Origin of the sequence: Rhodovulum marinum, assembly GCF_004343075.1 — a bacterium.
Taxonomy (GTDB): Bacteria; Pseudomonadota; Alphaproteobacteria; order Rhodobacterales; family Rhodobacteraceae; genus Rhodovulum; species Rhodovulum marinum.
This window is the reverse complement of the sequence record NZ_SLXP01000006.1, coordinates 142,514-169,196: the sequence shown is the minus strand read 5'-3', so window position 1 is coordinate 169,196 and position 26,683 is coordinate 142,514. Positions and strand designations below refer to the sequence as shown.

Below are 26,683 nucleotides of genomic sequence, written 5' to 3'. Positions count from 1 at the left end.
AATTGTAAAGAACTTTTTAAGAACATTCGCGAACGTTCGGGCACGAACGGCCTTAACCGACCTTTATCAGGCGAATCGCGCGGTCCTGTTCCATCAGCCACAACAGGATGCGTGCCGCCTTTCCGCGGTCGCTTTCCAGCGTTGGATCGTCAACCAGCAGCTTTCGCGCATCGCTTTGCGCCAGCGCCATAAGCGCGGACTGGCGTTCCAGATCCGCGATGCGGAACCGCGGCAGGCCGGATTGCGCCGTGCCGATCAGGTCGCCCGCACCACGCATCGCCAGATCTTCTTCGGCGATGCGAAAGCCGTCCTCGGTTTCGCGCAGGATTTCCAGCCGGCGACGGGCGGTTTCGGTCAGCGGCGGCTGATACATCAACAGGCAGGTCGACGCCGCCGCGCCCCGCCCCACCCGGCCGCGCAACTGGTGCAATTGGGCCAACCCGAACCAGTCGGCCCGTTCGATCACCATGATCGAGGCGTTCGGCACGTCGACGCCCACCTCGATCACCGTGGTCGCGACCAGCACCGCGGTTTCGCCTGCCTGAAACCGGGCCATGGCGGCATCCTTTTCGGGCGCGGGCATCTGGCCATGCACCAGCCCCACCCGACCCTCGCCGAGAGCGGCGCGCAGGCGCTTGAACCGGTCCTCGGCGGCGGTCAGGTCGACGGCCTCGGATTCCTCGACCAGGGGACAAACCCAATAGGCCTGACGCCCCTCGGTAATGGCGCGTTTCAGGTGATCGACCACTTCGTCCATGCGGCCGGCCGAGACCAGCGCCGTCTTGACCGGTGTGCGGCCCGGCGGTTTCTCGTCCAGCACCGATACGTCCATGTCACCATGGGTGGCCAGCGCCAGGCTGCGCGGGATCGGCGTCGCGGTCATCACCAGCACATCCGCGCCGTGCCCCTTGGATGAAAGTTCCATCCGCTGGGTCACGCCAAAGCGATGCTGTTCGTCGACGATGGCAAGGCGCAGGTCTTGAAACGCCACGTCCTTCTGGAACAAGGCGTGGGTGCCCACGAGAATATGGATGTCACCGGCAGCCAGCGCGGCCAGTTTGGCCCGCCGCTCGGCGCCCTTGTCGCGGCCGGTCAGGATCTCCAGCACAACGCCCGCCTCTTCCGCCAGCGGGCGCAGGCTCTGAAGATGCTGGCGCGCAAGGATTTCGGTGGGCGCCATCATCACCCCCTGCCCGCCCGCCTCGACCGCGACCAGCAACGCCATGAACGCGACCAGCGTCTTGCCCGCACCGACATCGCCCTGCAAAAGCCGCGTCATGCGCGTGGGCTGGGCCATGTCGGCGGCGATTTCGTCCATCGCGCGGGCCTGCGCGCCGGTCGGGGTGTAGGGCAGCGCGGCCAGGACCTTGCGCCGAAGCCGGCCATCGCCCGTGGTCGCACGGCCCTTCCCACGCCGAACCGAAGCGCGGGCCAGCGCCAGCGTCAGCTGGTGGGCCAGCAATTCGTCATAGGCGAGCCGCTGGCGTGCCGGGGCGGTGGCGGCGATCTCGCGCGCGCTCAGCGGTTCATGCACCATCCTCAGCGCCGCCGCCCAGCCCGGCCAGCCCTCGCGCGCGCGCAATGCCGGGTCGATCCATTCCGGAAGGTCGGGCAACCGGTCAAGAGCGGAGTGCACCGCCTTGGCCATCACCTTCAGGCTGACGCCCGCGGTCAGCGGGTAGACAGGTTCGTATTCGGGGATCGCCTCGGCCTCGTCGGGGGGCAGGACGTGGTCGGGATGGGCGATCTGGATCATGCCGTCGAAATGTTCCACCTTGCCCGAGATCACGCGGCGCGCGCCTTCGGGCAAGAGCCGCCGCAGATAGTCGCCCTTGGCGTGAAAGAACACCAGCGTGAAGGTCGTTTCGGCATCCTGCACCTGCACCCGCCAGGGCCGGCCGCGCGTTTTCGGCGGATCGTGGCGCAAGACCTCGATCTCGACGGTCGCAACCTCGCCCGGCGGCACCTCGCGCAGGGTCGCCCGGCGGCGGCGGTCGACGCCGGAATGGGGCAGCGTCAACAGCAGGTCGCGCGGTTTCTCGATGTCGATCTGGGCCAGCGCGCGTGCGGTCTTGGGCCCGATGCCGTCCAGCTTTTCCAACGCGCCGAACAGCGGAAACAGGATGTCTGGCCGTCCGCTCATGCGTCGCCGATCAGGGCCAGCCAGCCATCTTCGTCAACGGTCTCGATACCCAGGTCCTCGGCCTTCTTTGCCTTGGACCCCGCGCCGGGACCGGCCACCACCAGGTCGGTCTTTTTCGACACCGAACCCGCCACCTTGGCCCCCAACGCCTCGGCCCGCGCCTTGGCCTCGGCGCGGGTCATCTTTTCCAGCGTGCCGGTGAAGACGACGGTTTTGCCGGAAATTGCAGATTGAACATGACTAGGCCGTTCTGATGCAAGCACCGTTATCTCATCCAGCAGTCGCGCTAACGCATCCATTTGCTGGCGATCGTGGGCAAAATCGAAGATCGAATTAGCAACTTCGCGACCAACACCCTCCGCCGCCGTCAGAGTATCAAGAATCCTATCATCTTGAAGCTTGAGCCTGCTTAGAGCGGCGGAGCTATTAGCCCAATCCTTCTCCGACAGATGATTCTCAAGTTTGAACTCGTCTGACCAGATTTGGATAAGGCTCTGAATATGCGATCTTAATGCGGAACAGAAAGCCTCATCTGTGCCAAAACGTAATCTCGCACGTTCCACCTTATCTGGGTATTTTCGTGAGTTTCGCAGGGCTTTACTGAATACTTCAGACGCACTCTTCCCGTGAATCAAATCATACATGGCCAATAGAAGGAGTTGCCCGCCAAGACCCGGAAATTCTTGGGCTTCGGGCCATACCGCGAGTTCGCGCTCCCGTATCCTAAGCGGAATCTCCCAAGGACGCCCCTCAACGTGCGAGTCTTGCGCAAACTGGCATGTAAATCCGATCCAGAGTCTTTGACGCTCAGCGAACAGGTCCTCTGCAGCTTGAAGCAAGCTCTCAATATTCAGCCAGTATTTTGCTAGTCGATCCGCCTGATCGGCTCCAACATGACGGATGCCAAGCGCGAAGATCAACCGGTCGAGCGGGATCGTGCGCCGCGCCCTGATGGCGGCGAAGAGGTTTGCGGCGGATTTCTCGCCCCAGCCCTCGCGATTTTTCAACTTGCTGAGGTTGCGACCGTCGCGTTCTTCCAGCGTGAAGATATCCGCGGGTTCGCGGATCGGCAGCGCGTCGTCGCGGTAGAACATTTCGACCTGTTTCGCGCCCAACCCCTCGATGTCGAAGGCGCCACGGCTCACGAAATGCTTCAGCCGTTCGACGGCTTGTGCTGGGCAGATCAGGCCGCCGGTGCAGCGGCGCACGGAATCGCCCGCCTCGCGGATCGCCTCGGAGCCGCATTCGGGACAGGACGTGGGAAATACATAGGGGTTGGCGTCGGTGGGGCGTTTCGACAGGTCGACATCGGCCACCTTTGGGATCACGTCGCCCGCGCGATAGACCTGCACCCAGTCACCTTCGCGGATATCCTTGCCCTCGCGGATCGGGTTGCCGCTGGCATCCCGGCCGGCGATGTAGTCCTCGTTGTGCAGCGTCGCATTCGACACGACGACGCCGCCCACGGTCACGGGATGCAGCCGCGCCACCGGCGACAGCGCACCGGTACGGCCCACCTGGATCTCGATCTTCTCCAGCCGGGTCCAGGCCAGTTCGGCGGGGAACTTGTGTGCGATGGCCCAGCGGGGCGTGGTCGAGCGAAAGCCCAGCCGGTCCTGCAGGGCGAGGTCGTTGACCTTGTAGACCACCCCGTCGATATCATAGCCCAGCGTCGCGCGGTCCTGCTCGATCCCGGCGTAATGGGACAGCATTTCAGCGGGGCCGTCGCAAAGGCGCGTCAGTGGGTTGGTTGCGAAACCCAGTTCCGCCAGCCGGTCGATCGCGCCTTTCTGGGTGGTGGCGAGCGGCGCCGACAGCACGCCCCAGCCATAGGCAAAGAATTTCAGCGGGCGGGCGGCGGTGATCGTCGGGTCGAGTTGCCGCAAGGAACCTGCCGCAGCGTTGCGCGGGTTGGCAAAGGTCTTTTGCCCCGATGCCTCGTGGCGCGCATTCAGCGCCTCGAAGTCGGCGTGGGCCATATAGACCTCGCCACGCACCTCCAGGATGTCGGGCGCGCCAACCAGCCGGTGGGGAATGTCGGCAATGGTGCGGGCGTTCGCGGTAACGTTTTCCCCGGTTTCGCCATCGCCGCGCGTGGCGGCCTGCACCAGCCGCCCGCGTTCGTACCGAAGGCTGAGCGACAGGCCGTCGATCTTGGGTTCGGCGGTGTAGAGCAGTTCCGCCTCTGGACCCAGGCCAAGATAGCGGCGGATACGCGCGTCGAACTCGGTGATTTCCTCGGCTTCAAAGGCATTACCCAGCGACAGCATCCGCCGTTCGTGCCGAACCTTGGCGAATCCTTCCGACGGGGCGGCCCCGACCCGGTCAGAGGGGCTGTCGGCACGCTTGAGTGACGGGAACCGTGCCTCGATATCGGCATTGCGCCGCTTGAGCGCATCATAGGCCGCATCCGATATCTCGGGGGCATCCTCGCGATGATAGGCCCTGTCGGCCTGCGCGAGCACGAGCGCCAGCCGTTCGAGTTCGGCCCGCGCCTGTCCCTCGGTCAGGGTTTCGACCGGTGTGTCGGCTGTATGATCGGCGGTCATCTCATCCCCCGCGGCTCCCCTGGGCCATTTGATAGGGGGGCGGCGGGAGGATTTCCAGCGGCCCGTTGGCCGCCTTGCGTTCAGGCGCCGAGCGCGACGCCGGGCAGTTCGCCCCGGGAGGGTTCGGGATCACGCAGAACATAGCCGCGGCCCCAGACCGTTTCGATATAAGTTTCGCCGCCGGTCGCCTGGGCAAGTTTTTTCCGCAGCTTGCAGATGAACACGTCGATGATCTTGAGTTCTGGTTCATCCATGCCGCCGTAGAGATGGTTCAGGAACATCTCCTTGGTCAGCGTGGTGCCCTTGCGCAGGGAAAGAAGCTCGAGCATCTGGTATTCCTTACCGGTCAGGTGCACCGGCTTGCCCTCGACATCGACAGTCTTGGCGTCAAGGTTCACCTCAATCCGGCCGGTGCGGATCACCGATTGCGCATGCCCCTTGGACCGGCGGATGATCGCGTGAATCCGGGCGACCAGTTCCTCGCGGTGGAAAGGTTTCGTCATGTAGTCGTCGGCGCCGAAGCCGAAGCCCTTGATCTTGTTCTCGGTATCGGCGGCGCCCGAAAGAATGAGAATTGGGGTCTCGATCCGCGCAAGACGAAGCTGGCGCAGGACTTCGTGACCATTCATGTCGGGCAGGTTCAGATCGAGCAGGATCAGGTCGTAATCGTAGAGCTTCGCCAGATCGATGCCTTCTTCGCCAAGATCGGTCGTATAGACGTTCAAATTGGCATGGGTCAGCATCAGCTCGATGCTTTTGGCCGTGGTCGGATCGTCTTCCACCAGAAGCACGCGCATTGCTAAGGTCTCCGCTTTGTCGTCGTGGAACGTTTACCAGTCCTGACGAACAATGGTTAATTTCACCTTACCTTAACAATAATCCTAGCATTTACAATTTAAGGTTGTCCATTAATTTCTCGTCAAGGTTGTCTGAACTCCTTCAGCGCGGTGACCTTCAGCCCGCGAACGCCGTGCTCGCGCACCGCCCGTTTCCAGCTTTCAAGCTCTTCCTCGGACAACGAATATCGCTCTCTCGCCTCGGCCTCGGAGATCAGGCCAGCCGCGACGGCCTTGACCACGGCGGCCTTTCGACTGGCGACCCAGCGGCGGGTATCGACCGGCGGCAGATCGGCGCGCGTCATGGTTGTTCCGTCGGGCAGCGTGACGGTCCGCGGCCCGTCGATACGTTTCAGAAACATCGGCTCTCGTCCCTCTTGCGGATGTCCCGAAACTGGCCCGGCATGCTTAAGAGCGGGTGAAGCGGAGGGTTGAGAGTATTTCGCATTTTCCTATATTGCCCACGAACCTTCCCGAGGAGATCCGACCCATGGCGCTCGATGGCGCGATCCGCCCGCTGAACTCGCTGGGCTTTGCGAAGCCCGAGGCGGAAACCCGTGTTCTGGTGGCGATGTCCGGCGGCGTCGACAGTTCGGTCGTGGCAGCGCAACTGGCCGAGGAAGGCTATGACGTGGTCGGGATCACGCTGCAGCTTTACGACCATGGCGCGGCACTGGCGAAAAAGGGGGCGTGCTGTGCGGGACGCGATATACATGACGCCCGCAGGGTGGCCGAACGCGTGGGCTTTCCCCATTACGTGCTGGACTACGAGAACGCGTTCCGCGAGGCGGTGATCGAGGAATTCGCCGATTCCTACCTGGCCGGCGCAACACCGGTGCCTTGCATCCGCTGCAACGAGCGGGTGAAGTTTCGCGACCTGTTGGAAACCGCGAAGGACCTGGACGCCGACTGCATGGCGACCGGGCATTACATCCGGCGCATGAGCGGCGTGACCGGACCGGAATTGCATTGCGCGGCGGACCCGGTGCGCGACCAGTCCTATTTCCTGTTCTCGACCACGCGCGAACAGCTGGATTACCTGCGCTTTCCCTTGGGGCACCTGCCCGACAAGGCGGCCACGCGGGCGCTGGCGGCGAAATACGGCTTGCCGGTGGCCGACAAGCCCGACAGTCAGGACATCTGTTTCGTGCCCGAAGGCAATTATGCCAGCGTGATCGAGAAACTGCGCCCCGGCGCGGCAGAGCCGGGCGAGATCGTCCATGCGGACGGGCGCGTGCTGGGCCGCCATGACGGCGTGATCCACTACACGATCGGTCAGCGCCGGGGGTTGGGCATCGGCGGGCTGTCCGAACCGCTTTACGTTGTGCGGCTGGACGTGGATTCACGGCGCGTGGTGGTCGGCCCGAAGGAGATGCTGGCCACCCGACGCGTACCGGTGCGCGAGGTGAACTGGCTGGGCGACGCGGCGATTACGACGCGAACCGAGTGGGAAATCTCGGTCAAGGTGCGGTCCACCCGCCCGCCGCGCCCGGCCATCCTGCGGCCGCTGTCGGACACCGAGGCCGAGGTGGAACTGCTGACGCCAGAGGAAGGCGTCAGCCCCGGCCAGGCCTGTGTATTCTACGAGACTGGGGGAACACGGGTTCTGGGCGGCGGCTGGATCTGGCGCGGCGCGTAAGCCACCGGATGGGCCGCGTGATCGGCGGCACACTAATGGCTGTTATTGCCAGGGAAAAGAACTGCGATCATGCGAGCCCGTCAAGGACAGCACGGGCGGCGCGGAGGCCCGGCGGTGTACCCCCCTGCCCCAGGCGCGCCATGGTCAGGCGCGCGGCCTCGGCCTGGGCGGCGCGGGCAGCCGGATCGTCAAGCAGCCGTAGAAGAGCCGCGGCGATGGGGGCGGGCTTGCAGTCCTCGCCGAGGTATTCCGGCACGGCGCGCGTATCGCTGACGATGTTGACGAGGGTAACGGTGTCGAGCCGCAGCATCCGGCCGATGATACGACGGCTGAGCCAGTTCATGTCATAGGCAATGACCATGGGCGTTGCCGCGGCCGCCAGTTCAAGGGAAACGGTGCCCGAGGCCGCAAGCGCGAGATCGGCGGCCGCGAATGCCGCGCGTTTCTCGGTCGCCGGTTCGGACCGGCCCCGTGGATCGAGGATCACCGGCCTGCCCGGCCAGTTGGCGGCAAGGCTGGCCACAGCATCCGCCACCGGGGCAGCAGCGGGCAGGATCACCCGCATCGAGGGGTGACGGGCAAGAACGGGCCTGAGCGCCTCTCCGAAGATCGGGGCCAGTCGGGAAACTTCTCCCTGGCGCGACCCCGGAAGCACCAGCAAGAGACGCGCATCGGCGGGGATGCCATGGGTGGCGCGGAAGGCTGCGACCTGGTCGGGGGTGGCGCGCGGTTGCGCCACGACGGGATGGCCCACGAAATCACAGCGCATCCCCTCGGCCTGCATGTAGGGCGGTTCGAACGGGAACAGCGCCAGTACCTGGTCGATGACCTCGGCCATGCGCGCGGCGCGGCGCGGGCGCCAGGCCCAGACCGTGGGGGCGACGTAATGCACTGTGTGAATGCGCGAGCGCGCCTTGACGCGGCGGGCGACGCGCAGGTTGAAATCAGGACTGTCGATGGTGATCAGCGCGTCGGGCGAGAGGCGCACCACCTCATCCGCGCATTGGCCGATCCGGCGCATAAGCGCCCGGTAGCGGGGCAATACCTCGGCGATGCCCATGACGCTGAGTTCGTCCATCGGGAACAGGCTGGCCAATCCTTTACCCTGCATCAGAGGGCCGCCGACACCATGGAATGTCACACCGGGCGAAAGCTGTTTCAGACCGGCCATCAGGGCGGCCCCCAGCGCATCCCCCGAAGGCTCGCCCGCGATCAGGAAGAACCGCATGGCGGACGAATCCAAAGGAAAAGACCCAGCGCGTCGGCGCGCGCGATCGTTGCATCGGGATCGAGCACCAGCACGCCGCCTGCCTCGACCGCGACCCCGGCAAGACCAGCGCGGGCCGCGGCCTCGATCGTGGCCGGGCCGATGGTCGGAAGGTCGATACGCCGGTCCTGGTCGGGCTTCGGCGCCTTCAGGAAGACACCCCTGGCGCCGCCGGGGTCCGGCCGGCACGCCCCGGCGGTCGCGACCACCCAGTCGAGCATCGCATCGGTGCCGGGCAGTGTTTCCACAGCAAGGCAAAGCCCCTGCGCCACCACCGCCCCCTGCCCCACATCGGCCGCCCCCAGCGCGGCGACGATCCCGGCGGCGCGCGCGGCATCGGCCTTGTCCGCGGAACCGGGCCGGGCGCGGGTCGGAACGCCGGGATCGGGCAGCAGGTCAGGCGCGATCGCGTCCGCGCCGGCAACCGTGAACCCGTCTTCCTCGAACAGGGCCAGGACAGCCCGCAACGCCGCGTCGTCGCCCTGGGCCAGCAGCGGGAGGATCCTGGGCAGAAGTTGCGCGGTTTTCGGATCGATCCGCTCGGGGTCCAGACGCGGGCGTGTGACGGCACCTGCCATCACCACCCGTTCAACGCCGCGGTCGTGCAGATGGTCGAACAGAAGCGCCAGCCGTTCCAGCGCGAAGGTCTCGACCGGCAGCCCGTCGGGGTTCTCCATCTCGAAGCCTTCGACCTGGGCGATCACGAAAGGTTCGTTGCCAGCGGCGAGCGCGCGTGCCAGATGCGCGGGCAACGCGCCACGGCCGGCGATGAGGGCGGTCCGTCCTGCCATCAGCCCGGCGTCAGGAAGGACCGGTCGGATTCGGCCAGAACGAACCCTACCATCTCGCGCACATAGGCGCTGGTGGCCTCGTCCGAGAGCCGCCGCGCGCGTTCCTGAAACGAGCCCTCGCCCTGCGCCAGTGCCTGGAACGCCGCCCTGAGCGCGGCGATATCCTCGCGCGCGACACCGCGCCGTTTGAGCCCGACCAGGTTCAGCCCATCCAGCGTGCCGCGTGGCCCCTGCACCAGCCCGTAGGGGATCACGTCATTCGTGACCATCGTCACCGCGCCAATGATCGCGCCCTTGCCCACGCGCACCCACTGGTGAATGCCCGACAGACCGCCGATGATCACCCCGTCGCCGATAACGCAATGCCCCGCCAGTGCGGCATGGTTGGCCATGATGACGCCGTTGCCCACCTGTGCATCGTGGCCGACATGGGCGCCTGTCATGAACAGGCAATCGTCGCCCACCCGCGTCACACCGCCGCCACCCGCGGTGCCGGTGTTCATCGTCACGCCCTCGCGGATGCGGTTGCGCGCGCCGACGATCAGGTGCGTTTCCTCACCGCGATACTTTAGGTCTTGGGGCACGTCGCCGATGTTGGCGAAGGAAAAGATGACGGTGCCCGCGCCGATTTCGGTCAGCCCTGTGACGATGGCATGGCTTTTAACCTCGACATCCGGCCCTAGCCGAACACCGGGTCCGATCACCGAGAACGGGCCGACGATGCAACCGGGGCCGATCTCGGCCCCGTTCTCGACCACCGCAGAGGGATGGATGCGCGCGCTGGGATCGACGCCCATAGACCTACTCCTGCGGCAAGTCCATCATGGCGGTGAACTCCGCCTCGGCCGCCATCTCGCCCTCGACCTTGGCCACGCCTTCGAATTTCCACACCTTGGAGCCGCCGCGCTTGACGGTGATGTACAACTCCAGCACATCGCCGGGAACCACCTTGCGGCGGAATTTACATTTGTCGATGGCCATGAAGTAGACCAGCAGCTCCTTGTCGACCATGTCCATCGAGATGCCGGTCATCACCGCCGCGGTCTGCGCCATCGCCTCGATGATGGTGACACCGGGCATGATCGGAGTGCCCGGGAAATGACCCTGGAAATGTGGCTCGTTCATCGTCACGTTCTTGATGCCCACGGCACTTTGGTTCGGCACGATGTCGCGCACCTTGTCGATCAGCAGGAACGGGTAACGATGCGGGATGATCCGCTGGATCAGCTGGATATCGGCTTCGGTCACGGCGGCACTGGTCATCTCAACGGGCTCCTTGCAGTCCGGGGCCGGGCTCGGCGGCCCGGGTCCGGCAGAGGCCTAGCAACTCCCCACGCCCGGGGCAAGCCGCGCTACTCGGCACGGGCGGGCGGGTCATCCGGGTTCGCCGGCGGCGGGGCGGGCATGTCGCGGATCGCCTCGGTGCCGAGGGTCCTGTCAATTGCTTGAATCGCCTCGTCGGTAATGTCCACCTGCTCGGCCGAGAGGATCACCGCACCGCGTTCCAGCACCACAACGGCGCCGCGTTCGCGCACGATCTCGGCGACCAGCGGCAATGCCTGACGGTAGAAGGCCTGGCGGTCGGCCTCGCTACGCTGATTGAGCGCGCGCGACTTGGTGTCCTGCGCGCGGCGGATTTCCACAACCTTCGCATCGAAGGCCTCGGCGAGCGCGCGGAATTCCTCGGCTGGCAAGCCGGTCCGGCGTTCGGTCAGTGCGCGTTCCTCGGCAATCAGCTCGGCCTCGATCCGGCGGTTCTCGGCAGCAAGCGCTGCGCTTTCGGCTTCCAGCGACTCGACCAGGGCCTGCCCAAAGCGGCTATCGGTGAACAGTCGGTCCTGATCAATGGTCAGGATCGGGCTACGCAGCAGAACGCCTCCGCCGGTTTCCTGAGCCGCGAGCGGTCCTGCCACCATGGTACAACCAAGGAACAGGTTCAGTATCACCGTGCGCATGTTGCGCATCGACCTAGAACCGGGTGGAGATCGTCAGGTCGAAATTCTGCTCTTCGTCGTAATCTTCCTTGATCACCGCCTTCGAGAAGTTGAAGCGCAGCGGGCCGATCGGCGTGTCCCAGAAGACCGAGAACCCGACCGCGGAGCGAAGGTTGAACCCATCATCCACCGTGCCGGCGCTATCCAGCCCCCAGACGGAGCCGAAATCGGCGAACAGCCCGCCACTGACGCCGTATTCCTCGGGCAGACCCAACGGGAACTGCGCCTCGAAGCGGGCCACCGCGAACATGTTGCCGCCCAGCGCTTCATCCTCGGTCGTCGTGAGGTCACGCGGTCCCAAGCCGTTGCCCTCGAATCCACGGATCTTTCCGTTCAGGAAGTAGCGATCCGTGACCCGGCTATCATCGCCCCCCAACATCGACAGAACGCCGCCTTCGAGTTCCGCACGCAGGGTGATTTCCTCGTTCCAGGCCGTGGTTTGCGCCGCCATCAGCGCAGTGGTTTCGATATATTCAAGATCGCCGCCCAGACCGGCAAAATCCTGACTGAACTCCAGCCGGACGCCGCGGTTGGGATCAAGCCCGGTCTGCCGGCTGTCATAGCTATAGGTATAGCCGATCTTGGAATAGGTCAGCGCCCCGCGATCTGAATCGGCCTGAATGATCGGCGACTCGCCGGAATAATTTCGCACGTTCGACTCGCCGAAGGTGTACCGCAGTTCCAACCGGCTGGCTTCGGAAAGCGGGAATTCAAGCGCCGGCGAGACCTCGATCATCCGGGTGTCGTACAGCGAATTGTAGGCCTCGTCGGTTTCGGCATAAAGCGCCGAGAACTTGAACCGCACGTCCCGCCCCAGGAAGGCAGGCTCTGCGAAGACCAGGCGCGAGGTGTTGTCATCCGCGCTCGAGTCCAGCCGCAAGCTGAGATATTGACCCCGCCCGAGGAAGTTGGACTCGGTGAAGGAAACAGCCGCCCCGGGCCCGTCGAGTTCAGAGTAACTCAGCCCGAAAGAAAGCGATCCCGTGGGCTGTTCCTCGACATTGACATCGACGATCATCTGGTCGGATGCGGTGCCTTCGCGCGCGCTCACCTCGGTTTCGGAAAAGAAACCCAAGGCGCGGATCCGGTCCGCGGCCTCGCGGATTTCGCGGGGGTTGAACGGGTCGCCCTCGACGGTCTTGAACTGGCGTCGGATCACGCGGTCAAGCGTGGTGGCATTGCCCTCGATGTCGATCCGTTCGACGAACATGCGCGGGCCACGCGTCACGGCGAATTCGACATCCAGGGTCAGATCGCGGTCGTTGCGCACGATGCGCGGTTCGACCCGGACGAAATTCAGACCCTGCCGTATCGCCAGCCGTTCCATGCGCGCGATCACGTTCTCGACCGCGACAGGGGTGTAGACCTGGCCTGCGTCGATATTGGCGGCGCGCTGGAATTCCTCGGGGTCGACCTCGGCCAGATCGGACACGGTCGTGATCTCGCCAAAGCGGAACTGCTGCCCTTCGCGGATGTTGAACGTCAAAAGGTAGGCGTCGCGGTTGCGCGTCAGTTCCGGCGTCACCGAAAGGACCTGGAAATCGACATAGCCGCGCGACGAATAGAAATCCGCCAGCACCTGTTTATCGAACTCGATCCGGTCGGCGATGAACGTGTCCGAGCGCACAAAACGGCGCAGGATGCCGGCCTGCTTGGTCGCCAGTGCCCGGCGCAGGCGGCGTTCGGAATAAGCCCGGTTGCCGACGAAAGAGATGCGCTCGATCTCGACAACGGCGCCTTCGGTGATCTCGAAGACGAGATCCACGCGGTTGTCCGTCCGGCGGATGATCTTGGGCATCACGCTGGCAGCCAGCCGGCCCTGCTGTTCGTAAGCGGCCACGATTGCGGCAGCGTCCGCCTCGGCCGCGCTGGGCGAATAGACCCGGCGCGAGCGGGACTGAACGATTTCAGCCAGGTCCTCATCCTTGATGCGCGAATTGCCTTCGAAGTTGATGACGTTGATCGTCGGATATTCCGTGACGTTGATCACCAAGGTGCCGCCACGCGGCACGAGTTCGACATTCTCGAAAAGACCGGTATCGACGATTGCCTGATAGGCGTCGTTCAGGCGCGCCGCCGAAACCGCTTCGCCCCGGCCAATCCCGGCATAGGACAGGATCGTCGAGGCATCGACGCGCTGGTTGCCGTTCACCTCGACGCTGGAAAAGCGATAGGTTTGCGCCAGCACGGCCTGGGGCGCCACAGCGGATGCCCCCGCCACGCCAAGGAATACCGATGCTGCAACAAGGTGCGCCCGCCCGCGCCGGCCGATTTCCCCGCGTCCGATTCTCGACATGTCGCCGTTCCGCCCTGACGTTATTTTCTTCGACTTTTGCTACCGGGAACGCCTGCCGATGTCAAAAGCCTAAGGACGGGGAAATCGCGACCGTTGCCCCGGCTCCGCAGAAGAAGCGCGGCTCTGGCGGTGCATCGGCCATGGTCGCTGCCTCCGGCAGCGCCGTCAAAGGGTCATGATATAGGCGCAGAAGCTTAGCGAAAGGCCGATGGCGGTTGGAAACAGCAGGCGATCAAGGCTGATCTGCATAAGCAGCATCAGCCCCTGGTATCCGTCCCGGAGTGTCTGGATGGCCTGGGTCATGGCTAATCCGTCGAATGGCCCTGTCGTTGCGCTATGCGCAGCAGCGTAGCCGAGCAATGTGGCAGGATTTGGGCCGCCGCACCGGGCCGGCCCGCGCCGATCAGGGACAGAAGATATCGTTTGTCAGGGCGAAACTCATAAGCCCGATCAGCAGCGCAAGCCCAAGCGCCATGAGGAATCGCATCGCCTGGTCGCTGGGCGGCCGTCCGGTGATCCCCTCGTAGAGATAGAACACCAGGTGACCGCCATCGAGTACCGGGATCGGGAACAGGTTCAACAGCCCCACTGCGGCCGACAGCATCGCGATGAACCACACGAAGGTTTCCAGGCCCTGGCTGGCCGCCGCACCCGAGCTTTCGGCGATGCCGATGGGGCCGGACAGGTTGCAGGAACTGATCGCGCCAGTGACCATGTGGTACAGGCCCGACAAGCTGGATTGCAGAATGAACACCAGTTGATCGGTACCATAGGCCAGCGCCTCGACCGGGCCGGGCGTGCGGGTCGCACTTTCGAAGGCCAACCCGCCGGTCATGCCGATCAGCCAGCGCGTCTCGAACGTGCCGTCGGGCATGGGCAGGTCCATGGATTTCGGCGTCAGGCGGAATTCCAAGGTCTCGCCGTCGCGCCAGACGGCAACATCGACCGGCTTGCCGCCGGTTTCGGCCACGCGGGACTGCAATTCGCGGAACGCGCGGATCGGGGTGCCGTCGATCGACAGGACCACGTCGCCGGGCCTCATCCCTACCTCGGAGGCCGCGGTATTCGGTTGCACCGAGGCCACGATGGGCGGGAACGGATACGGCCCGGTCACCTCGCGTTCGGTACCGTCGCGGCGCACCGTGTAGGTGGGCGGTTCATCGGTGGGCAGCGTGTCGACCACCGCGTAGAACGTGGTGTAATCGGGCGTCGATGTACCGTTCAGCGCGAGGATAGTGTCGCCAGGCAGCAAGTCGCTTCGGTCGGTCACGGTGGCGGGGAGCGGGGCCAAATCGGCCACGGTCGGCGGCTCGATCGCGACACCGCGGCCAAGCGCCAACACCGCGAAAACCAGAATCGATAGGGCGAAATTGAACAGCGGCCCAGCGGCCACCGTTGCCGTGCGTGCCCAAAGCGGTGCGCCATGCATCGTGTGGCGCCGTGTTTCGGCATCCATCCCGGCAACCTCGGGGGCGGCCTTGGCACTGGCGGCATTGGCATCGCCCAGGAACCGCACGTACCCGCCAAGCGGCAGCGCCGCGATCTGCCATTGCGTGCCGTGCCGGTCGGTGCGCTTGGCGAGAACGGGGCCGAAGCCCAGCGAGAATACCTCGGCCTTGATCCCCGACCAGCGGCCGACGATGTAGTGGCCGTATTCGTGAACTGTAACGATGATCGACAGCGCCAGGATGAAGGCGCCAACGGTGAACACGAGGTTCCCAGCGGAGGGAATCAGAGAAACGAAATCCAAATGCTCAGAGCCCGGGCTTGTGACTGCTTTATGACGCGAGGGCGCTGACCGCCTCGGCCGCCGCCTCTCGTGCCAGATGGTCCACTTCCAGCACTTTCTCAAGGCTGAGCGGGGATTTTGTCAGCGTGCTGTCGCGCGAAAGCCGCCCCAGCACGTCCTCGACCACCTCGGCCATCTGCGTGAACCCGATGCGGCGGGCGAGGAAGGCGTCAAGCGCCGCTTCCTTGGCGGCGTTGAAGGCGGCGCCGGTCAGGCCACCCGCCTGCATCACCTCACGGGCAAGACGCAGGGCGGGCCATCGTTTCTCGCAGGCGGGCCGGAAATTCAGCTGACCGATCTGGGCAAGGTCCAGGCGGGCAACCGGCAGGTCGCGCCGATCGGGCCAGTTCAGCGCGTATCCGATGGCGTGGCGCATGTCCGGCGGCCCGACATGGGCCATGATTGCACCGTCGCGGAACCCGACCAGCGCATGGATCAACGATTCGGGATGAACCACGGCTTCGATGCGGGCGGGATCAACCCCGAAATATTCCTTGGTCTCAATCAGTTCCAGCGCCTTGTTGAACATGGAGGCGCTGTCGACCGTGATCCGCTGTCCCATGTCCCAGTTCGGGTGCGACGACGCCTGCTCCGGCGTGGCGTTGGCAAGTGCGTCCAGCGGCCAGTCGCGGAACGCCCCGCCCGAAGCGGTGATGATGATGCGCTCCACCGCGTCGATCTCTTCACCGACAAGCGCCTGGAAGATCGCCGAATGTTCGCTGTCCACCGGCAGGATGCGGGCGCCATGCGCCTTGGCCGTCGCCAGCAACAGCGGCCCCGCCGTCACCAGGCTTTCCTTGTTCGCCAGCGCCAGGGTCGTTCCGTGCTTCAGCGCGCGCATTCCGGGCGGCAGGCCCGCGGCCCCCACAATGGCAGACATGATCCAGTCGGCAGGACGGTCTGCCGCCTCGGCCAGTGCATCGGTTCCGGCCGCGGCCTCGACACTCGACCCCGCCAAAGCGGCCTTCAGATCGTCGTAGCATTCGGGATAGGCCGTCACCGCCAGGTCAGCCTTCAAGGCACGGGCCTGTTCCGCCAGGCGCGCGACGTTGCGCCCGCCGGACAATGCAACCACATCATAGGCGTCGGCCCCGCCCTGCCGGGTCAGAAGGTCGACCGTGTTCTCGCCGATAGATCCTGTCGCCCCAAAGATCGTGATCCGCCGCCGTGCCATGCGTTTTTCAGAACCTCACTTCGGGAACATAGACAAGCTGGGCCACCAGCAGCATCAGCAACGCCGCCCCCAGCAACCCGTCGAACCTGTCGAACAGACCGCCATGGCCGGGCAAGAGCGAAGAGCTGTCCTTGACCCCCGTGCGGCGTTTGATCGCGCTTTCGGCGATGTCGCCCAGTTGACTGGCAAAGGACAGCGCGACCGAAATCCACGGCAGGTCGCGCCCGGCATTCGTGAAGGTCAGGAAAAATGCCCCGATCAGTGCAGCCGATACCCAGCCCGCCACGGTGCCCGACCAGGTCTTTTTCGGGCTGATCCTTGGCCAGAACTTGGGACCGCCGATGAAACGGCCGGCGAAATACCCCGCCACGTCGGTGGCGATCACGACCAGCACAAGCCAGATCAGCCAGACCATGCCATATTCCACCCGGAAACTGGCAAGCCCATAGCCAGCGACCAGGATGGCGCCCGCGTAGGCAACGTAAAGCAGCCGGTCCTTCGCAATCCGCCCCGCGCCCACCAGAGCCGGCGCGATCAGAAGCGGCAAGGCGTAAAGGCCCGGCAGTGCCCAGGCGGCCAGCACAGCCGCGCCCGACAGCAGACCAAGCGCCACCGGCAGGCGGCCGGTTTCGGGCGCCATCATCCGGCCCAGCTCCCAGATCATGATTCCCGAGACGATCGCCGCCAGCCCTGCGAACCAGATGCCGCCGAGCGCGATCAAAACGACGCCGATCACAGCCATCGCCGCGCCCGAGGCCAGTCTTGCCGACAAATCCTCCCAAGAGCCTCGGACTGCCATTACGCCTTGACCGCTCCGAACCGGCGTTCGCGGGTGCCATAATTCGCCAGGATCTCGGCGAAATGCTCTCGGGTGAAATCGGGCCAAAGAACCGGTGTGAACTCGTACTCGGCATAGGCCGACTGCCAGAGAAGGAAATTCGAGATGCGCGCCTCGCCAGAGGTGCGGATCACCAGGTCGGGATCGGGCAGCAGGCAGGTGTCCAGGAAATGGGCCAGCGTCTCGGCATCCACGTCCTCGGGATCGAGCCGACCGGCAGCGACCTCGCGTGCAAGCCGTTTGGTAGCGCGGGCCACCTCGTCGCGGCCGCCATAGTTTATGGCGATCGTCAGGTGGACGACATCATTGCCCTCGGTCAATTCCTCAAGTCCGCGCATCATCCGCACAAGCTTGGGGTCAAGCCGGTCTCGATCGCCGATGAAGCGCACCCGCACGCCCTCGTTCAGAAGCGCCTGCGCCTCTTTCTGGATATAGCGGCGGAACAGGGTCATCAGGCCGGTGACCTCGGCCTGGGTGCGTTTCCAGTTCTCGGTCGAGAAGGCAAAGATCGTCAGGTAGCGGATCCCCAGGTCAGGGCAGGCCTCGACGATCTCGCGCACACGGCGTGCACCGGCCTGGTGCCCGAACAGACGGGGCCGCCCGCGCATCTGCGCCCAGCGGCCATTGCCGTCCATGATCACCGCCACATGGGTCGGGCCGGTCCCGTTATTGTCCTTCGCGGCCACGCCGCCCCCTTTCCGACCCGCAGGGATCAGACCTGCATGATCTCGTGCTGCTTGTTGTCCAGCGCCTTGTCGATCTCGGCGATGTGCTTGTCGGTCAGCTCCTGGATTTCGTCGTGCCAGACCTTCTGATCGTCCTCGCTCATCCCCGCGCCCTTGGCCTTCTTCAACTGCTCCATCCCGTCACGGCGGACGTTGCGCACGGCCACGCGGGCCTGTTCGGCATATTGCGCGGCAACCTTTGTCAATTCCTTACGCCGTTCCTCGTTCAACTCGGGGATCGGCAGCATGATGATCGTGCCGTTGGTCTGCGGGTTGATCCCCAGGCCTGATTCCATGATCGCCTTTTCGACCTTGTTTACCAGCGACTTGTCCCAGACGTTGATCGTGACCATGCGGGGTTCGGGCACGTTGACAGTACCGACCTGGTTGATCGGGGTCGCGGCGCCATAGGCATCGACCATGATGGGGTCAAGCATGCTGGCCGATGCCCGACCGGTCCGGAGCGAGGCGAATTCGTGGCGCAGGGCGGTCATGGCGCCGTCCATGCGGCGTTGCAGATCGTCGAGGTCGATTTCAAGGTCGTCGTCGGCCATATGTCTGAACTCTTGCTGGTCCGGTTCGGTGTCACGTGTCGCGATTGCTATAGCGCTATCCGTGCACGATTGTATAGGTGCCTTGCCCCGAGAGGATGCCGCGGAACCCCCCCGGTTCATCAAGGCTGAAAACGATGATCGGCAGATCGTTGTCACGTGCCAGCGCAATCGCCGAGGCGTCCATGACCTTGAGGTTCTTCACCAAGACGTCGTCATAGGTGATGTCCGAATACCGCTTGGCATCGGTATTTTTCATCGGGTCCTTATCGTAGACGCCATCGACCTTGGTCCCCTTGAAGATCGCCTCGCAGGCCATTTCGTTCGCGCGCAGGGTCGCCGCGGTGTCGGTGGTGAAATACGGGTTGCCCGTCCCGGCGGCAAAGATGATCACGCGCTTTTTCTCAAGGTGCCGCACGGCGCGGCGGCGGATGTAGGGCTCGGCCACCTCGTCCATACGGATCGCACTGATCACGCGGGTGAAAACGCCCATCCCTTCCAGCGCGGACTGCATCGCCAGCGCGTTCATGACGGTGGCGAGCATTCCCATGTAGTCGGCGGTCGTCCGTTCCATCCCCTGGGCGCTGCCCGCGAGTCCGCGAAAGATGTTTCCTCCGCCGATCACCATGCAGATCTCGACGCCTAGATCGCGGACAGCCTTGACCTCGCGGGCGATGCGCTCGACCGTCGGAGGGTGCAACCCATAGCCCTGGTCGCCCATCAGCGCCTCGCCCGAGATTTTCAGAAGGACCCGCTTGTAGGTGGGTTTCGGTTTATTGGCACCGCCGTCGTCCATACGCTCTGCCCCAGTTCCGTGTTCTTGCATTTCGGGCAAAATGTCGGAAAAGCCCGAAAGGTTCAACGGCGAACGAGGCCATGACACGCATGGAGCTGCCCGATCTCGATCCCGCCCGCCCGGTTCTTATCGCAGGACCGACGGCCAGCGGCAAATCGGCGCTGGCACTGGCCATTGCCGAGGCGCAGGGCGGCGTGATCGTCAACGCCGATGCATTGCAGGTGTTCGAAGGCTGGCGAGTCCTGACCGCGCGGCCCACCGTCCGGGACGAGTCGCGCGTGCCACATGCGCTGTATGGTCATGTCGCATGGGACGCGGCCTATTCCGTCGGCCATTGGCTGCGTGACCTCGCGCCGATCCTGCACGGGCCCAATAGGCCGATCATCGTCGGCGGCACGGGGCTTTACTTCACGGCATTGACCGAAGGGCTGGCCGAGATCCCGCCCACCCCGCCCGCAATCCGCGCAAAGGCCGATGCCCGCATCGCATCCGAGGGGGGAAACGCATTGCTGGCTGAACTGGATGCGCCCACCGCGGCGCGGATCGACACCCGAAACCCGGCACGCATCCAGCGCGCCTGGGAGGTGCTGCAAGCCACGGGCCGCGGCCTTGCGAGTTGGCAGGACGACACGCCGCCGCCCCTGCTGCCGCTGTCTGCCGCCCAACCGCTGGTGATCGAAGCGGAACGCGACTGGCTGAACGCCCGGATCGACAGGCGCTTCGAACGGATGGTCGAGGACGGCGCGCTGGAAGAGGCCCGCGCCAACATGGCTCGCTGGGACCCTGCTTTACTGTCGGTGCGCGCGATAGGCGCGCCTGAACTGATCGCCCATCTCAGGGGGGAATTGACGCTGGACCACGCGATCGCGGCGGCCCAGATCGCCTCCCGGCAATATGCAAAGCGCCAGCGCAGCTGGTTCCGCGCCCGGTTCGGTGCGTGGCGGTTGATTCGCACGGATTGACCGCCCGCGTAGGCACAGAAAAGACAGAACTGCACAATTTCAACGCGATCGGGTTTACCGAAGGGAGCGAATCGGTGAATTCTTGCCGGGTTCGGACCTGGGTCCCCCTGCGGGGCGCAATCTCCTTGTGCCTCCTACATGGGTTTTCACCGCCATGACTTTGTTTCCCGAGATTCGTGTCGTGCCGTTCTCGCGGCTTACGCAGGGCAGCCGTTGGCGTGCCGAAGCGATGCGCAGCTATTCCGCGCCCCAACTTCTGTGGATCACGAAGGGCCAGGGCCGGATCACCGTGGCGGGCGCCACCCGAGGCTATGGTGCGCACAACGCGATCTTCATTCCGCCGCATACGATGCATGGCTTCGAGATGACCGGACAGGTCTACGGCTCGGCGGTGATGTTTTCCGGCATTCCCGACCTCGATCTACCCGATACACCGCATCACCTGCGGATTCGCGATGGCCAGGTCCAGGTCGAGATCACGACCCTTCTGGACAGCCTGGAACGCGAATTGGCGGGCCGACGGACGGGGTCGCGCCGTGCGATCCGACATTACGCGGGGCTCATCTCGGTCTGGCTGGAGCGGCAGGTTCTGCTGGCCGAAGACGTAGCGACGGCACCGGATTCGGCGCGTAGGCTGGCCGCGGGGTTCGCTGCGCTGGTGGAAAAGGAATTCCGAAGCCCGAAATCGGTATCCGACTATGCCGCCGATCTGGGCGTCACCTCGACGCATCTGACCCGGGTCTGCAACCAGACCTGCGGGCGCACCGCATCTGACCTGCTGGCAGAGCGCAAGATCAGTGAAGCGCGCCGCCTGCTGGCCGACACCCGCGCCCCGGTCAAGGAGATCGCCCAGGCGCTTGGCTATGCATCGCCCGCCTATTTCACCCGCGCCTTCCAGGCCCGTACAGGCGCCACGCCCAAGGAATTCCGCAAGGCCGACTGAGTGGTGTTCGACCAGCAAGCCTTAGGTTCAGGACCCATTGAGCAGTCCGTAAGCTTCTGATTCATTGCTCGAAAAGCGAGCGGTGTCATCAGCCATCTCTTCTGGCTGACAGACGACCAGATGGCGCGTCTGGAGCCCTACTTCCCAAAGACCCACGGCAAACCCCGTGTCGCCGACCGGCGCGTCCTTTCCGGCATAATCTCCTTCAATCGCAATGGGTTGCGATGGCGTGATGCGCCAAGAGAGTAAGGCCCGCACAAAACCCTGTACAACCGCTGGAAGCGTTGGAGCGAGCGGGGCGTCTTCGCCCGGCTACTCGCGGCACTAACCGGGGATCAGCCCGAAGAGAAAACGGCGATGATCGACGTGAGCGGGCGCAGGCGCCACTGGTTCGAGCGCGCCCGCGCAAGTATCTCAAGACGCTCCGCACGGGGACGTGCCTGCAGGTGAAAAGGGGGCGTGGACGTCTGATCGGACGGACCAAGGGCAGCATGAACACCAAGCTGCATGCCGTCACGGACAGCGTCTGGCGTCCGATCCGTCTCTTCGTCACCGCCGGTCAGGTAAGTGAGTACATCGGCGCGCGGGCACTGTGCTGCTCATCGCGCTCGAGATGTCATTGCGCAGGCTCTTGCGGAACTTCGGCCTGGACCCACAGTCCGGTTGCCCGTTTCTGACGCGATGCCGTTGGAAGGACAGCGTTCCGGCGAACCTTTGCGAACGCAATGCGCTACCGATGGAGCCGGTGATTCAGGTCGCGGCCGAATGAGGCGCCTATCCCTGGCCGATCATGCGGAAACGCTGTTCCTGCCGAGCGGTCCAGTTCACGGTCAGAACCGGACCGTCTTCGCCCTGCTCTTCCGCCTCGACCACGCCTTGGGCATAAAGCCAGGCGCGTTTTCTGCCCTCGTCATGTCCAAGCCGCACCTCGCGGCGTGTGCGCGTTTCATCGAGTGCCCGGGTGACGCCGTCCAGCAGGGCGTCCAGCCCATCGCCCGTCCAGGCCGACAGTGTCATCACCGTCTCGTGGCGTGCCGCGACCGCCTCAAGCGCCGCTTTTGCCGGTGGTTCCAACAGGTCGGTCTTGTTCCACACCTCGATCAGCGGTGTCGCCTGGGCCACACCGAGTTCGGCAAGGATCGTGCGCACATCCTCGGCCTGGGCTTCGGTGTCGGGATGGGCGATGTCGCGCACGTGCAAGATCAGATCGGCCTCGAGAACCTCTTCCAGTGTCGCGCGGAAGGCCGCGACCAGCTGCGTCGGCAGGTCCGAAATGAAACCCACCGTGTCGGACAGGATCACCTTTAGACCCGTGGGAAGAGTCACCGCACGCATCGTCGGATCCAAGGTGGCGAACAGCATATCCTTGGCCAAGACCTCGGCACCGGTCAGCCGGTTGAACAGCGTGGATTTGCCCGCGTTGGTATAGCCCACCAGCGCCACGACCGGGAACGGAACCTTGCGCCGCGCGGCCCGGTGCAGATCGCGCGTCTTGGCGACCTTGGACAGTTGCCGGCGCAGCCGGGTGATCGCCTCGTCAATGGCCCGCCTGTCGGCCTCGATCTGGGTTTCGCCGGGCCCGCCCACGAACCCAAGGCCGCCGCGCTGGCGTTCAAGGTGCGTCCAGGCACGCACCAGCCGCGTGCGCTGATAGGACAGCGCGGCCAGTTCCACCTGAAGTACACCTTCGCGGGTACGCGCGCGGTCGGCGAAGATTTCCAGAATCAGACCGGTGCGGTCGAGGATCTTGACCTCCCATTCCCGTTCCAAGTTGCGTTGCTGAACGGGCGTCACGGGTCCGTCGATCAATACGAGTTCCACCTCGGCGGCCTTGAGCTGCGCGCCCAGTTCCTGGATCTTGCCGGTGCCGAACAACAGCCCGGGCCGCGCCTTCGGTAGCGGCACGATATCGGACCCGACCACCTCGAGGTCGGGAAGCGCGGCGGCGAGGGCTACGGCCTCATCCAGAGCCGGACCGGCAGGTCGCCGACCACGATTGGACGTGATGTCGGGATGCAGCACCCATGCGCGGGTGATGCGCGGGCCGTGGTCCTCGAACTCGGAAGGGCTCAATCCTCACCGTCGTACAGATTGATCGGCTGCGATGGCATGATGGTCGAGATCGCGTGCTTGTACACCAGCTGAGATTGGCCATCGCGGCGCAACAGCACGCAGAAATTGTCGAACCAGGTGATCACCCCCTGCAGCTTGACGCCGTTGATCAGGAAGATCGTGACCGGAACCTTGGTCTTGCGAACATGGTTAAGGAAAGCGTCCTGCAAATTCTGCTTGTCGGCAGCCATTCGATTATTGCCCTTGTTTTCTGGTCCTGCCCGTCGGCGGACAGCCGTCGTTCCGTCGTTGGAGTATGTCGCGAGGAATTGATAGATTCCACCCCTCTCAACAGGTCTTTACAGTGAAATTTCGCAGGTCGCTTTCAGTTGCGCCAGAATTCAGGATTCAGAAGCGCGATGATCGCCAGCGTCTCGAGCCGGCCGACCACCATGGCCGCGGCCAGCACCATCCGCGCCGGATCGCCAAGCGCGGCATAAGAGATCGCAGGTTCGGTCGCGGCGGCGGCCAGCGGGCCCGTCGTGGTCAGCGCAGCCACGGTCAGCACCATGGACGTGTCGAAACTCAGGCCCGCCGCGCCCAGCGCAGTCATGGTCACCGCCACCGAAAGCGCGAACAGCATGAAGAAGACAAAGGCGATCTGAGCCCCCTGTCGCCGGATGCGCCGCGCGAAGGCGCCCGCGCCGCCCACCGAATGCGGATGGACAAGCTTTTCCATCTCGCGGACCCCGTGTTTGTAGAGCGCGTAGATTCGCAGCAGCTTGACGCCCCCCGCCGTGGTCGCCACGCCGCCCCCGAACACCGCGAGCCCCACCAGGATCAACCCGGGCGTGGCCAAACCCGACCAGCTTTGCGCATCTGCCCAGTCTGTCGAGACGAATCCCGTGGTCGTCAGGAACGAGGTCACCGTGAACACCGCCCCCCACAGCGCGCGCAGCGCCGCGATGAAATCCTCTTCGGCCTGGATTTCATAAGCACCCAGCCAGTGGCGCGCGAACAGAAACAGCGTTACCGCCCAGGCGATCGCGACACCCATCCGAAGTTCCATGTCAGATTTCAGCGCGCGCCAGCTTTCGGCACGAAAATCGAACATGAAGGTCTGCCGGGTGAAGGCGAAGATGAAAAACCCCCAGAGGAACAATTCGCCCACAAGCCCGCTTTCCCCCCCCGGCACACCGCCCACCGGCGAAATCCCCGAGGTCGCCAATACCGACATGGCGTGGCAGGCGGCGACCAGCGGTCCTTCGCCGGCGACGAGCATCAGCACCCAAAGACTGGCCGTCAGGCCCAGGTAGACCGGCGCAAGCTGTCCGGCGAACCGCACCAACCGCCCCCGTGGGTTCGCAGCCTGGCTGGACACCGCCCCCTCGCCCCGTACCCCGCCGGCGCCTCCTGCCCCGGCCGTCACCTCGAACCCGCCCAGATTCATCGGCGCGAGTATCGAAATCGCGGTCACCCAGATGAAGAACCCGCCAAACCATCCCACCAGCGCGCGCCACAAATGCACGCCCGATGACAGCCAGCCCGGGTCGTATAGCGTGGCGCCCGTGGTCGTCAGGCTGGACACCATTTCGAAATAGCCGTCCAGAAACACCGCGCCGGGCACCGCCTCGACGAAAGGCACCGCCAGCATCAGCGGCAGAAGCGTATAGAACCCCAGCATTGCCAGAAGGTGGCTGCGGCCCTGATTCTCGATTTCATTGTTGATCGTGGCGAGGCCGATCAGCGCGGCCAAGACACCAAAGATCAGCCCCGAATAGAAAAAGCTGCGCGCCGTTTGCCAATCGCGTTCCGCCAACGCGACGCCAACCGGCAGAAACATCGCCAGCGCCCCCACCCCCATGAGGATCACCAGGAACGGAAGGTCCGCAAACCGGCGCATGGGATCAGAAGAAATCGATGGAGACCTGCAACAGGCGCTCCACTTCGGGCACGTCTGCGGCGAGCGCAAAGATCGCCACCACGTCGCCCTCTTCGATGCGGGTGTCGCCCCTGGGCCGGATCACCTTGCCGCTCTTCATCACGCCACCGATAAGCGCACCTTCGGGGAAGTCGATGTCCTGCACCTTCTTGCCGGCCATGGGCGAGGTCGACAGGACCTGCGCCTCGAGAACTTCGGCCTCGGCGTCGCCTATGGAATAAACACCGCGCACGCGCCCGTGGCGGATGTGGCGCAGAATGGAACTGACGGTCGTTGCCCGCGGATTGATATAGGCGTCGATGTCCAGCGGCCCCATCAGCGGCACCAGCGAGGGGTCGTTGACCAGCACGATCGCCATCGGACAACCCGCCAGCTTGGCGCGAACCGCGGCCAGAAGATTCGTCTTGTCGTCATCTGTCACCGCCAGAACTGCGTCGGCCCGGTCGATATTGGCCTCTTCCAGCAAGGTCACGTTCAGCCCGTCGCCATTCAGCACGATGGTCCGTTCCAGCGCGTCCGCGGCGATCTCGGCACGCGCGCGGTCCATCTCGATCACCTTGGCGCGGATGCGGTCCTCGCGTTTCTCCAGCGCCTGCGCCACGGCCAGCCCGACATTGCCACCGCCGATGATGACCACGCGTTCCTGCTTTTTGGTCGATTTGCCGAAGATTTCCAGCGTGCGGTTCACGTCCTCGACATGGGAAAAGACATAGACCTGATCCTCGGGGAACAATTGATCGTTGGGTTCGGGCGCGAACAGCGTGCCCTCGCGCCGAACGCCCACCACGATGGCCCGGAGGGTCGAGAACAGGTCGGTCAGTTGCCTCAGCGGCGTGTTCACCACCGGGCAATCCTCTTCCAGCGTGATCCCCAGAAGCTGCGCCTGGCCGCCAAGAAAACTCTCGGTGTCAAAGGCCGCTGGCGCCGCGATCCGCTGCAGTGCCGCCTCGGCGACCTCGCGCTCGGGGCTGATGACCACGTCGATCGGCATGTGATCGCGGCGGTAAAGGTCGGAGTAGATCGCCGTCAGATAGGATTGCGACCTGAGCCGCGCGATCTTTCGCGGGATGGCGAAAACGGAATGAGCCACCTGGCAGGTGACCATGTTGACCTCGTCGGACTGGGTCGCCGCGATGATCATGTCGGCATCGCGCGCGCCGGCACGTTCAAGGATATCCGGATAGGATGCATGCCCGGTGATGCCCTGCACGTCCATCGCATCCGTCGCCCGACGGATCAGATCGGCGTTCATGTCGACGATCGTGACGTCGTTCTTCTCGCCCGAGAGGTGGCGAGCGATCTGCCAACCGACCTGGCCCGCGCCACAGATGATGACCTTCATTCACGCCACCCGGCTGGGGAAACACGCGCCTCATGCATTGCAGATGGCCGGGAG

24 protein-coding genes and 1 pseudogene are annotated in these 26,683 nt (G+C 64.5%); 4 read left to right on the top strand and 21 right to left on the bottom strand.

Features of this window, described 5'->3' with window-relative positions; genetic code table 11:
* Positions 1-52 precede the first annotated feature (52 nt).
* The 4 genes from recG to sciP all read right to left on the bottom strand — a co-directional run bounded on the left by recG (position 53) and on the right by sciP (position 5,890).
* Positions 53-2,143, bottom strand: a complete 2,091-nt coding sequence (recG, locus tag EV662_RS11060; RefSeq protein ID WP_132462220.1) for an ATP-dependent DNA helicase RecG — start codon at positions 2,141-2,143, stop codon at positions 53-55.
* Complete coding sequence (ligA, locus tag EV662_RS11055; protein ID WP_132462219.1) at positions 2,140-4,692, bottom strand: NAD-dependent DNA ligase LigA; 2,553 nt, start codon at positions 4,690-4,692, stop codon at positions 2,140-2,142. Before ligA ends, recG begins: the two co-directional genes overlap by 4 nt.
* A gap of 80 nt (positions 4,693-4,772) precedes the next feature.
* A complete protein-coding gene (ctrA, locus tag EV662_RS11050; RefSeq protein ID WP_132462218.1) occupies positions 4,773-5,489 on the bottom strand; it encodes a response regulator transcription factor CtrA in 717 nt (238 codons plus the stop codon).
* Between the two features lie 122 nt (positions 5,490-5,611).
* Positions 5,612-5,890: a CtrA inhibitor SciP gene (sciP, locus tag EV662_RS11045; RefSeq protein WP_132462217.1), complete on the bottom strand. Its 279-nt coding sequence runs from the start codon at positions 5,888-5,890 to the stop codon at positions 5,612-5,614.
* Positions 5,891-6,018: 128 nt separating this feature from the next.
* On the opposite strand from sciP, the gene mnmA reads away from it, so the two are divergent.
* On the top strand, positions 6,019-7,167 hold the full coding sequence (mnmA, locus tag EV662_RS11040) for a tRNA 2-thiouridine(34) synthase MnmA (protein ID WP_132462216.1): 1,149 nt from the start codon (positions 6,019-6,021) through the stop codon (positions 7,165-7,167).
* A gap of 67 nt (positions 7,168-7,234) precedes the next feature.
* On the opposite strand, the gene lpxB is transcribed toward mnmA, so the two are convergent.
* From lpxB to pyrH, 13 genes are all read right to left on the bottom strand, one after another.
* Positions 7,235-8,395: a lipid-A-disaccharide synthase gene (gene lpxB / locus EV662_RS11035; RefSeq protein WP_132462215.1), complete on the bottom strand. Its 1,161-nt coding sequence runs from the start codon at positions 8,393-8,395 to the stop codon at positions 7,235-7,237.
* Entirely contained in the window at positions 8,380-9,228 is an 849-nt protein-coding gene (locus EV662_RS11030) for an LpxI family protein (RefSeq protein ID WP_425057009.1), read from the bottom strand. The genes lpxB and EV662_RS11030 overlap by 16 nt, the downstream gene beginning before the upstream one ends.
* Positions 9,225-10,022 (bottom strand): acyl-ACP--UDP-N-acetylglucosamine O-acyltransferase, encoded by a 798-nt coding sequence (gene lpxA, locus EV662_RS11025; protein WP_132462213.1) that lies wholly within the window; start codon positions 10,020-10,022, stop codon positions 9,225-9,227. The genes EV662_RS11030 and lpxA overlap by 4 nt, the downstream gene beginning before the upstream one ends.
* Before the next feature lie 4 nt (positions 10,023-10,026).
* A complete protein-coding gene (fabZ, locus tag EV662_RS11020; protein ID WP_132462212.1) occupies positions 10,027-10,488 on the bottom strand; it encodes a 3-hydroxyacyl-ACP dehydratase FabZ in 462 nt (153 codons plus the stop codon).
* An 89-nt stretch (positions 10,489-10,577) separates the two neighbouring features.
* Positions 10,578-11,189: an OmpH/Skp family outer membrane protein gene (locus EV662_RS11015; protein WP_243695826.1), complete on the bottom strand. Its 612-nt coding sequence runs from the start codon at positions 11,187-11,189 to the stop codon at positions 10,578-10,580.
* A gap of 4 nt (positions 11,190-11,193) precedes the next feature.
* The gene (gene bamA / locus EV662_RS11010; protein WP_132462211.1) at positions 11,194-13,515 is read right to left on the bottom strand and encodes an outer membrane protein assembly factor BamA; all 2,322 of its coding nucleotides are present in this window, start codon (positions 13,513-13,515) and stop codon (positions 11,194-11,196) included.
* A gap of 165 nt (positions 13,516-13,680) precedes the next feature.
* The gene (locus tag EV662_RS19545; protein WP_165915581.1) at positions 13,681-13,818 is read right to left on the bottom strand and encodes a hypothetical protein; all 138 of its coding nucleotides are present in this window, start codon (positions 13,816-13,818) and stop codon (positions 13,681-13,683) included.
* Between the two features lie 100 nt (positions 13,819-13,918).
* Entirely contained in the window at positions 13,919-15,265 is a 1,347-nt protein-coding gene (rseP, locus tag EV662_RS11005) for an RIP metalloprotease RseP (protein ID WP_132462210.1), read from the bottom strand.
* Between the two features lie 28 nt (positions 15,266-15,293).
* Positions 15,294-16,478 carry a 1-deoxy-D-xylulose-5-phosphate reductoisomerase gene (dxr, locus tag EV662_RS11000; protein WP_132462209.1) on the bottom strand — a complete coding sequence of 395 codons (1,185 nt, stop codon included), beginning with the start codon at positions 16,476-16,478 and terminating at the stop codon, positions 15,294-15,296.
* 7 nt (positions 16,479-16,485) lie between these two features.
* Positions 16,486-17,277, bottom strand: a complete 792-nt coding sequence (locus EV662_RS10995; RefSeq protein ID WP_132462208.1) for a phosphatidate cytidylyltransferase — start codon at positions 17,275-17,277, stop codon at positions 16,486-16,488.
* Positions 17,277-17,951 carry a polyprenyl diphosphate synthase gene (gene uppS / locus EV662_RS10990; protein WP_132462328.1) on the bottom strand — a complete coding sequence of 225 codons (675 nt, stop codon included), beginning with the start codon at positions 17,949-17,951 and terminating at the stop codon, positions 17,277-17,279. The genes EV662_RS10995 and uppS overlap by 1 nt, the downstream gene beginning before the upstream one ends.
* Positions 17,952-18,028: 77 nt before the next feature.
* Entirely contained in the window at positions 18,029-18,595 is a 567-nt protein-coding gene (gene frr, locus EV662_RS10985; RefSeq protein WP_132462207.1) for a ribosome recycling factor, read from the bottom strand.
* Positions 18,596-18,650: 55 nt separating this feature from the next.
* A complete protein-coding gene (gene pyrH / locus EV662_RS10980; RefSeq protein ID WP_132462206.1) occupies positions 18,651-19,388 on the bottom strand; it encodes a UMP kinase in 738 nt (245 codons plus the stop codon).
* A gap of 89 nt (positions 19,389-19,477) precedes the next feature.
* On the opposite strand from pyrH, the gene miaA reads away from it, so the two are divergent.
* From miaA to EV662_RS10965, 3 genes and pseudogenes are all read left to right on the top strand, one after another.
* Positions 19,478-20,350 (top strand): tRNA (adenosine(37)-N6)-dimethylallyltransferase MiaA, encoded by an 873-nt coding sequence (gene miaA / locus EV662_RS10975; RefSeq protein WP_132462326.1) that lies wholly within the window; start codon positions 19,478-19,480, stop codon positions 20,348-20,350.
* A 154-nt stretch (positions 20,351-20,504) separates the two neighbouring features.
* A complete protein-coding gene (locus EV662_RS10970; protein WP_132462205.1) occupies positions 20,505-21,293 on the top strand; it encodes an AraC family transcriptional regulator in 789 nt (262 codons plus the stop codon).
* Between the two features lie 87 nt (positions 21,294-21,380).
* Positions 21,381-21,886, top strand: a pseudogene (locus EV662_RS10965) (IS5 family transposase); the annotation flags it as partial.
* Between the two features lie 181 nt (positions 21,887-22,067).
* Here EV662_RS10965 and hflX read toward each other — a convergent pair.
* From hflX to trkA, 4 genes are all read right to left on the bottom strand, one after another.
* The gene (hflX, locus tag EV662_RS10960) at positions 22,068-23,366 is read right to left on the bottom strand and encodes a GTPase HflX (protein ID WP_243695825.1); all 1,299 of its coding nucleotides are present in this window, start codon (positions 23,364-23,366) and stop codon (positions 22,068-22,070) included.
* Positions 23,363-23,596, bottom strand: a complete 234-nt coding sequence (hfq, locus tag EV662_RS10955; protein WP_081535796.1) for an RNA chaperone Hfq — start codon at positions 23,594-23,596, stop codon at positions 23,363-23,365. The genes hflX and hfq overlap by 4 nt, the downstream gene beginning before the upstream one ends.
* A 134-nt stretch (positions 23,597-23,730) precedes the next feature.
* On the bottom strand, positions 23,731-25,248 hold the full coding sequence (locus EV662_RS10950; RefSeq protein ID WP_132462204.1) for a TrkH family potassium uptake protein: 1,518 nt from the start codon (positions 25,246-25,248) through the stop codon (positions 23,731-23,733).
* Positions 25,249-25,252: 4 nt separating this feature from the next.
* Complete coding sequence (gene trkA, locus EV662_RS10945) at positions 25,253-26,629, bottom strand: Trk system potassium transporter TrkA (protein ID WP_132462203.1); 1,377 nt, start codon at positions 26,627-26,629, stop codon at positions 25,253-25,255.
* Positions 26,630-26,683: the final 54 nt, after the last annotated feature.

Excerpts from the sequence above, each read along its gene's own strand:
- recG (WP_132462220.1), bottom strand. The coding sequence starts at position 2,143 with ATGAGCGGACGGCCAGACATCCTGTTTCCGCTGTTCGGCGCGTTGGAA.
- ligA (WP_132462219.1), bottom strand. The coding sequence starts at position 4,692 with ATGACCGCCGATCATACAGCCGACACACCGGTCGAAACCCTGACCGAG.
- ctrA (WP_132462218.1), bottom strand. The coding sequence starts at position 5,489 with ATGCGCGTGCTTCTGGTGGAAGACGATCCGACCACGGCCAAAAGCATC.
- sciP (WP_132462217.1), bottom strand. The coding sequence starts at position 5,890 with ATGTTTCTGAAACGTATCGACGGGCCGCGGACCGTCACGCTGCCCGAC.
- mnmA (WP_132462216.1), top strand. The coding sequence starts at position 6,019 with ATGGCGCTCGATGGCGCGATCCGCCCGCTGAACTCGCTGGGCTTTGCG.
- lpxB (WP_132462215.1), bottom strand. The coding sequence starts at position 8,395 with ATGCGGTTCTTCCTGATCGCGGGCGAGCCTTCGGGGGATGCGCTGGGG.
- lpxA (WP_132462213.1), bottom strand. The coding sequence starts at position 10,022 with ATGGGCGTCGATCCCAGCGCGCGCATCCATCCCTCTGCGGTGGTCGAG.
- fabZ (WP_132462212.1), bottom strand. The coding sequence starts at position 10,488 with ATGACCAGTGCCGCCGTGACCGAAGCCGATATCCAGCTGATCCAGCGG.
- EV662_RS11015 (WP_243695826.1), bottom strand. The coding sequence starts at position 11,189 with ATGCGCAACATGCGCACGGTGATACTGAACCTGTTCCTTGGTTGTACC.
- bamA (WP_132462211.1), bottom strand. The coding sequence starts at position 13,515 with ATGTCGAGAATCGGACGCGGGGAAATCGGCCGGCGCGGGCGGGCGCAC.
- EV662_RS19545 (WP_165915581.1), bottom strand. The coding sequence starts at position 13,818 with ATGACCCAGGCCATCCAGACACTCCGGGACGGATACCAGGGGCTGATG.
- dxr (WP_132462209.1), bottom strand. The coding sequence starts at position 16,478 with ATGGCACGGCGGCGGATCACGATCTTTGGGGCGACAGGATCTATCGGC.
- EV662_RS10995 (WP_132462208.1), bottom strand. The coding sequence starts at position 17,277 with ATGGCAGTCCGAGGCTCTTGGGAGGATTTGTCGGCAAGACTGGCCTCG.
- uppS (WP_132462328.1), bottom strand. The coding sequence starts at position 17,951 with ATGGACGGCAATGGCCGCTGGGCGCAGATGCGCGGGCGGCCCCGTCTG.
- frr (WP_132462207.1), bottom strand. The coding sequence starts at position 18,595 with ATGGCCGACGACGACCTTGAAATCGACCTCGACGATCTGCAACGCCGC.
- pyrH (WP_132462206.1), bottom strand. The coding sequence starts at position 19,388 with ATGGACGACGGCGGTGCCAATAAACCGAAACCCACCTACAAGCGGGTC.
- miaA (WP_132462326.1), top strand. The coding sequence starts at position 19,478 with ATGGAGCTGCCCGATCTCGATCCCGCCCGCCCGGTTCTTATCGCAGGA.
- EV662_RS10970 (WP_132462205.1), top strand. The coding sequence starts at position 20,505 with ATGACTTTGTTTCCCGAGATTCGTGTCGTGCCGTTCTCGCGGCTTACG.
- hfq (WP_081535796.1), bottom strand. The coding sequence starts at position 23,596 with ATGGCTGCCGACAAGCAGAATTTGCAGGACGCTTTCCTTAACCATGTT.
- EV662_RS10950 (WP_132462204.1), bottom strand. The coding sequence starts at position 25,248 with ATGCGCCGGTTTGCGGACCTTCCGTTCCTGGTGATCCTCATGGGGGTG.
- trkA (WP_132462203.1), bottom strand. The coding sequence starts at position 26,629 with ATGAAGGTCATCATCTGTGGCGCGGGCCAGGTCGGTTGGCAGATCGCT.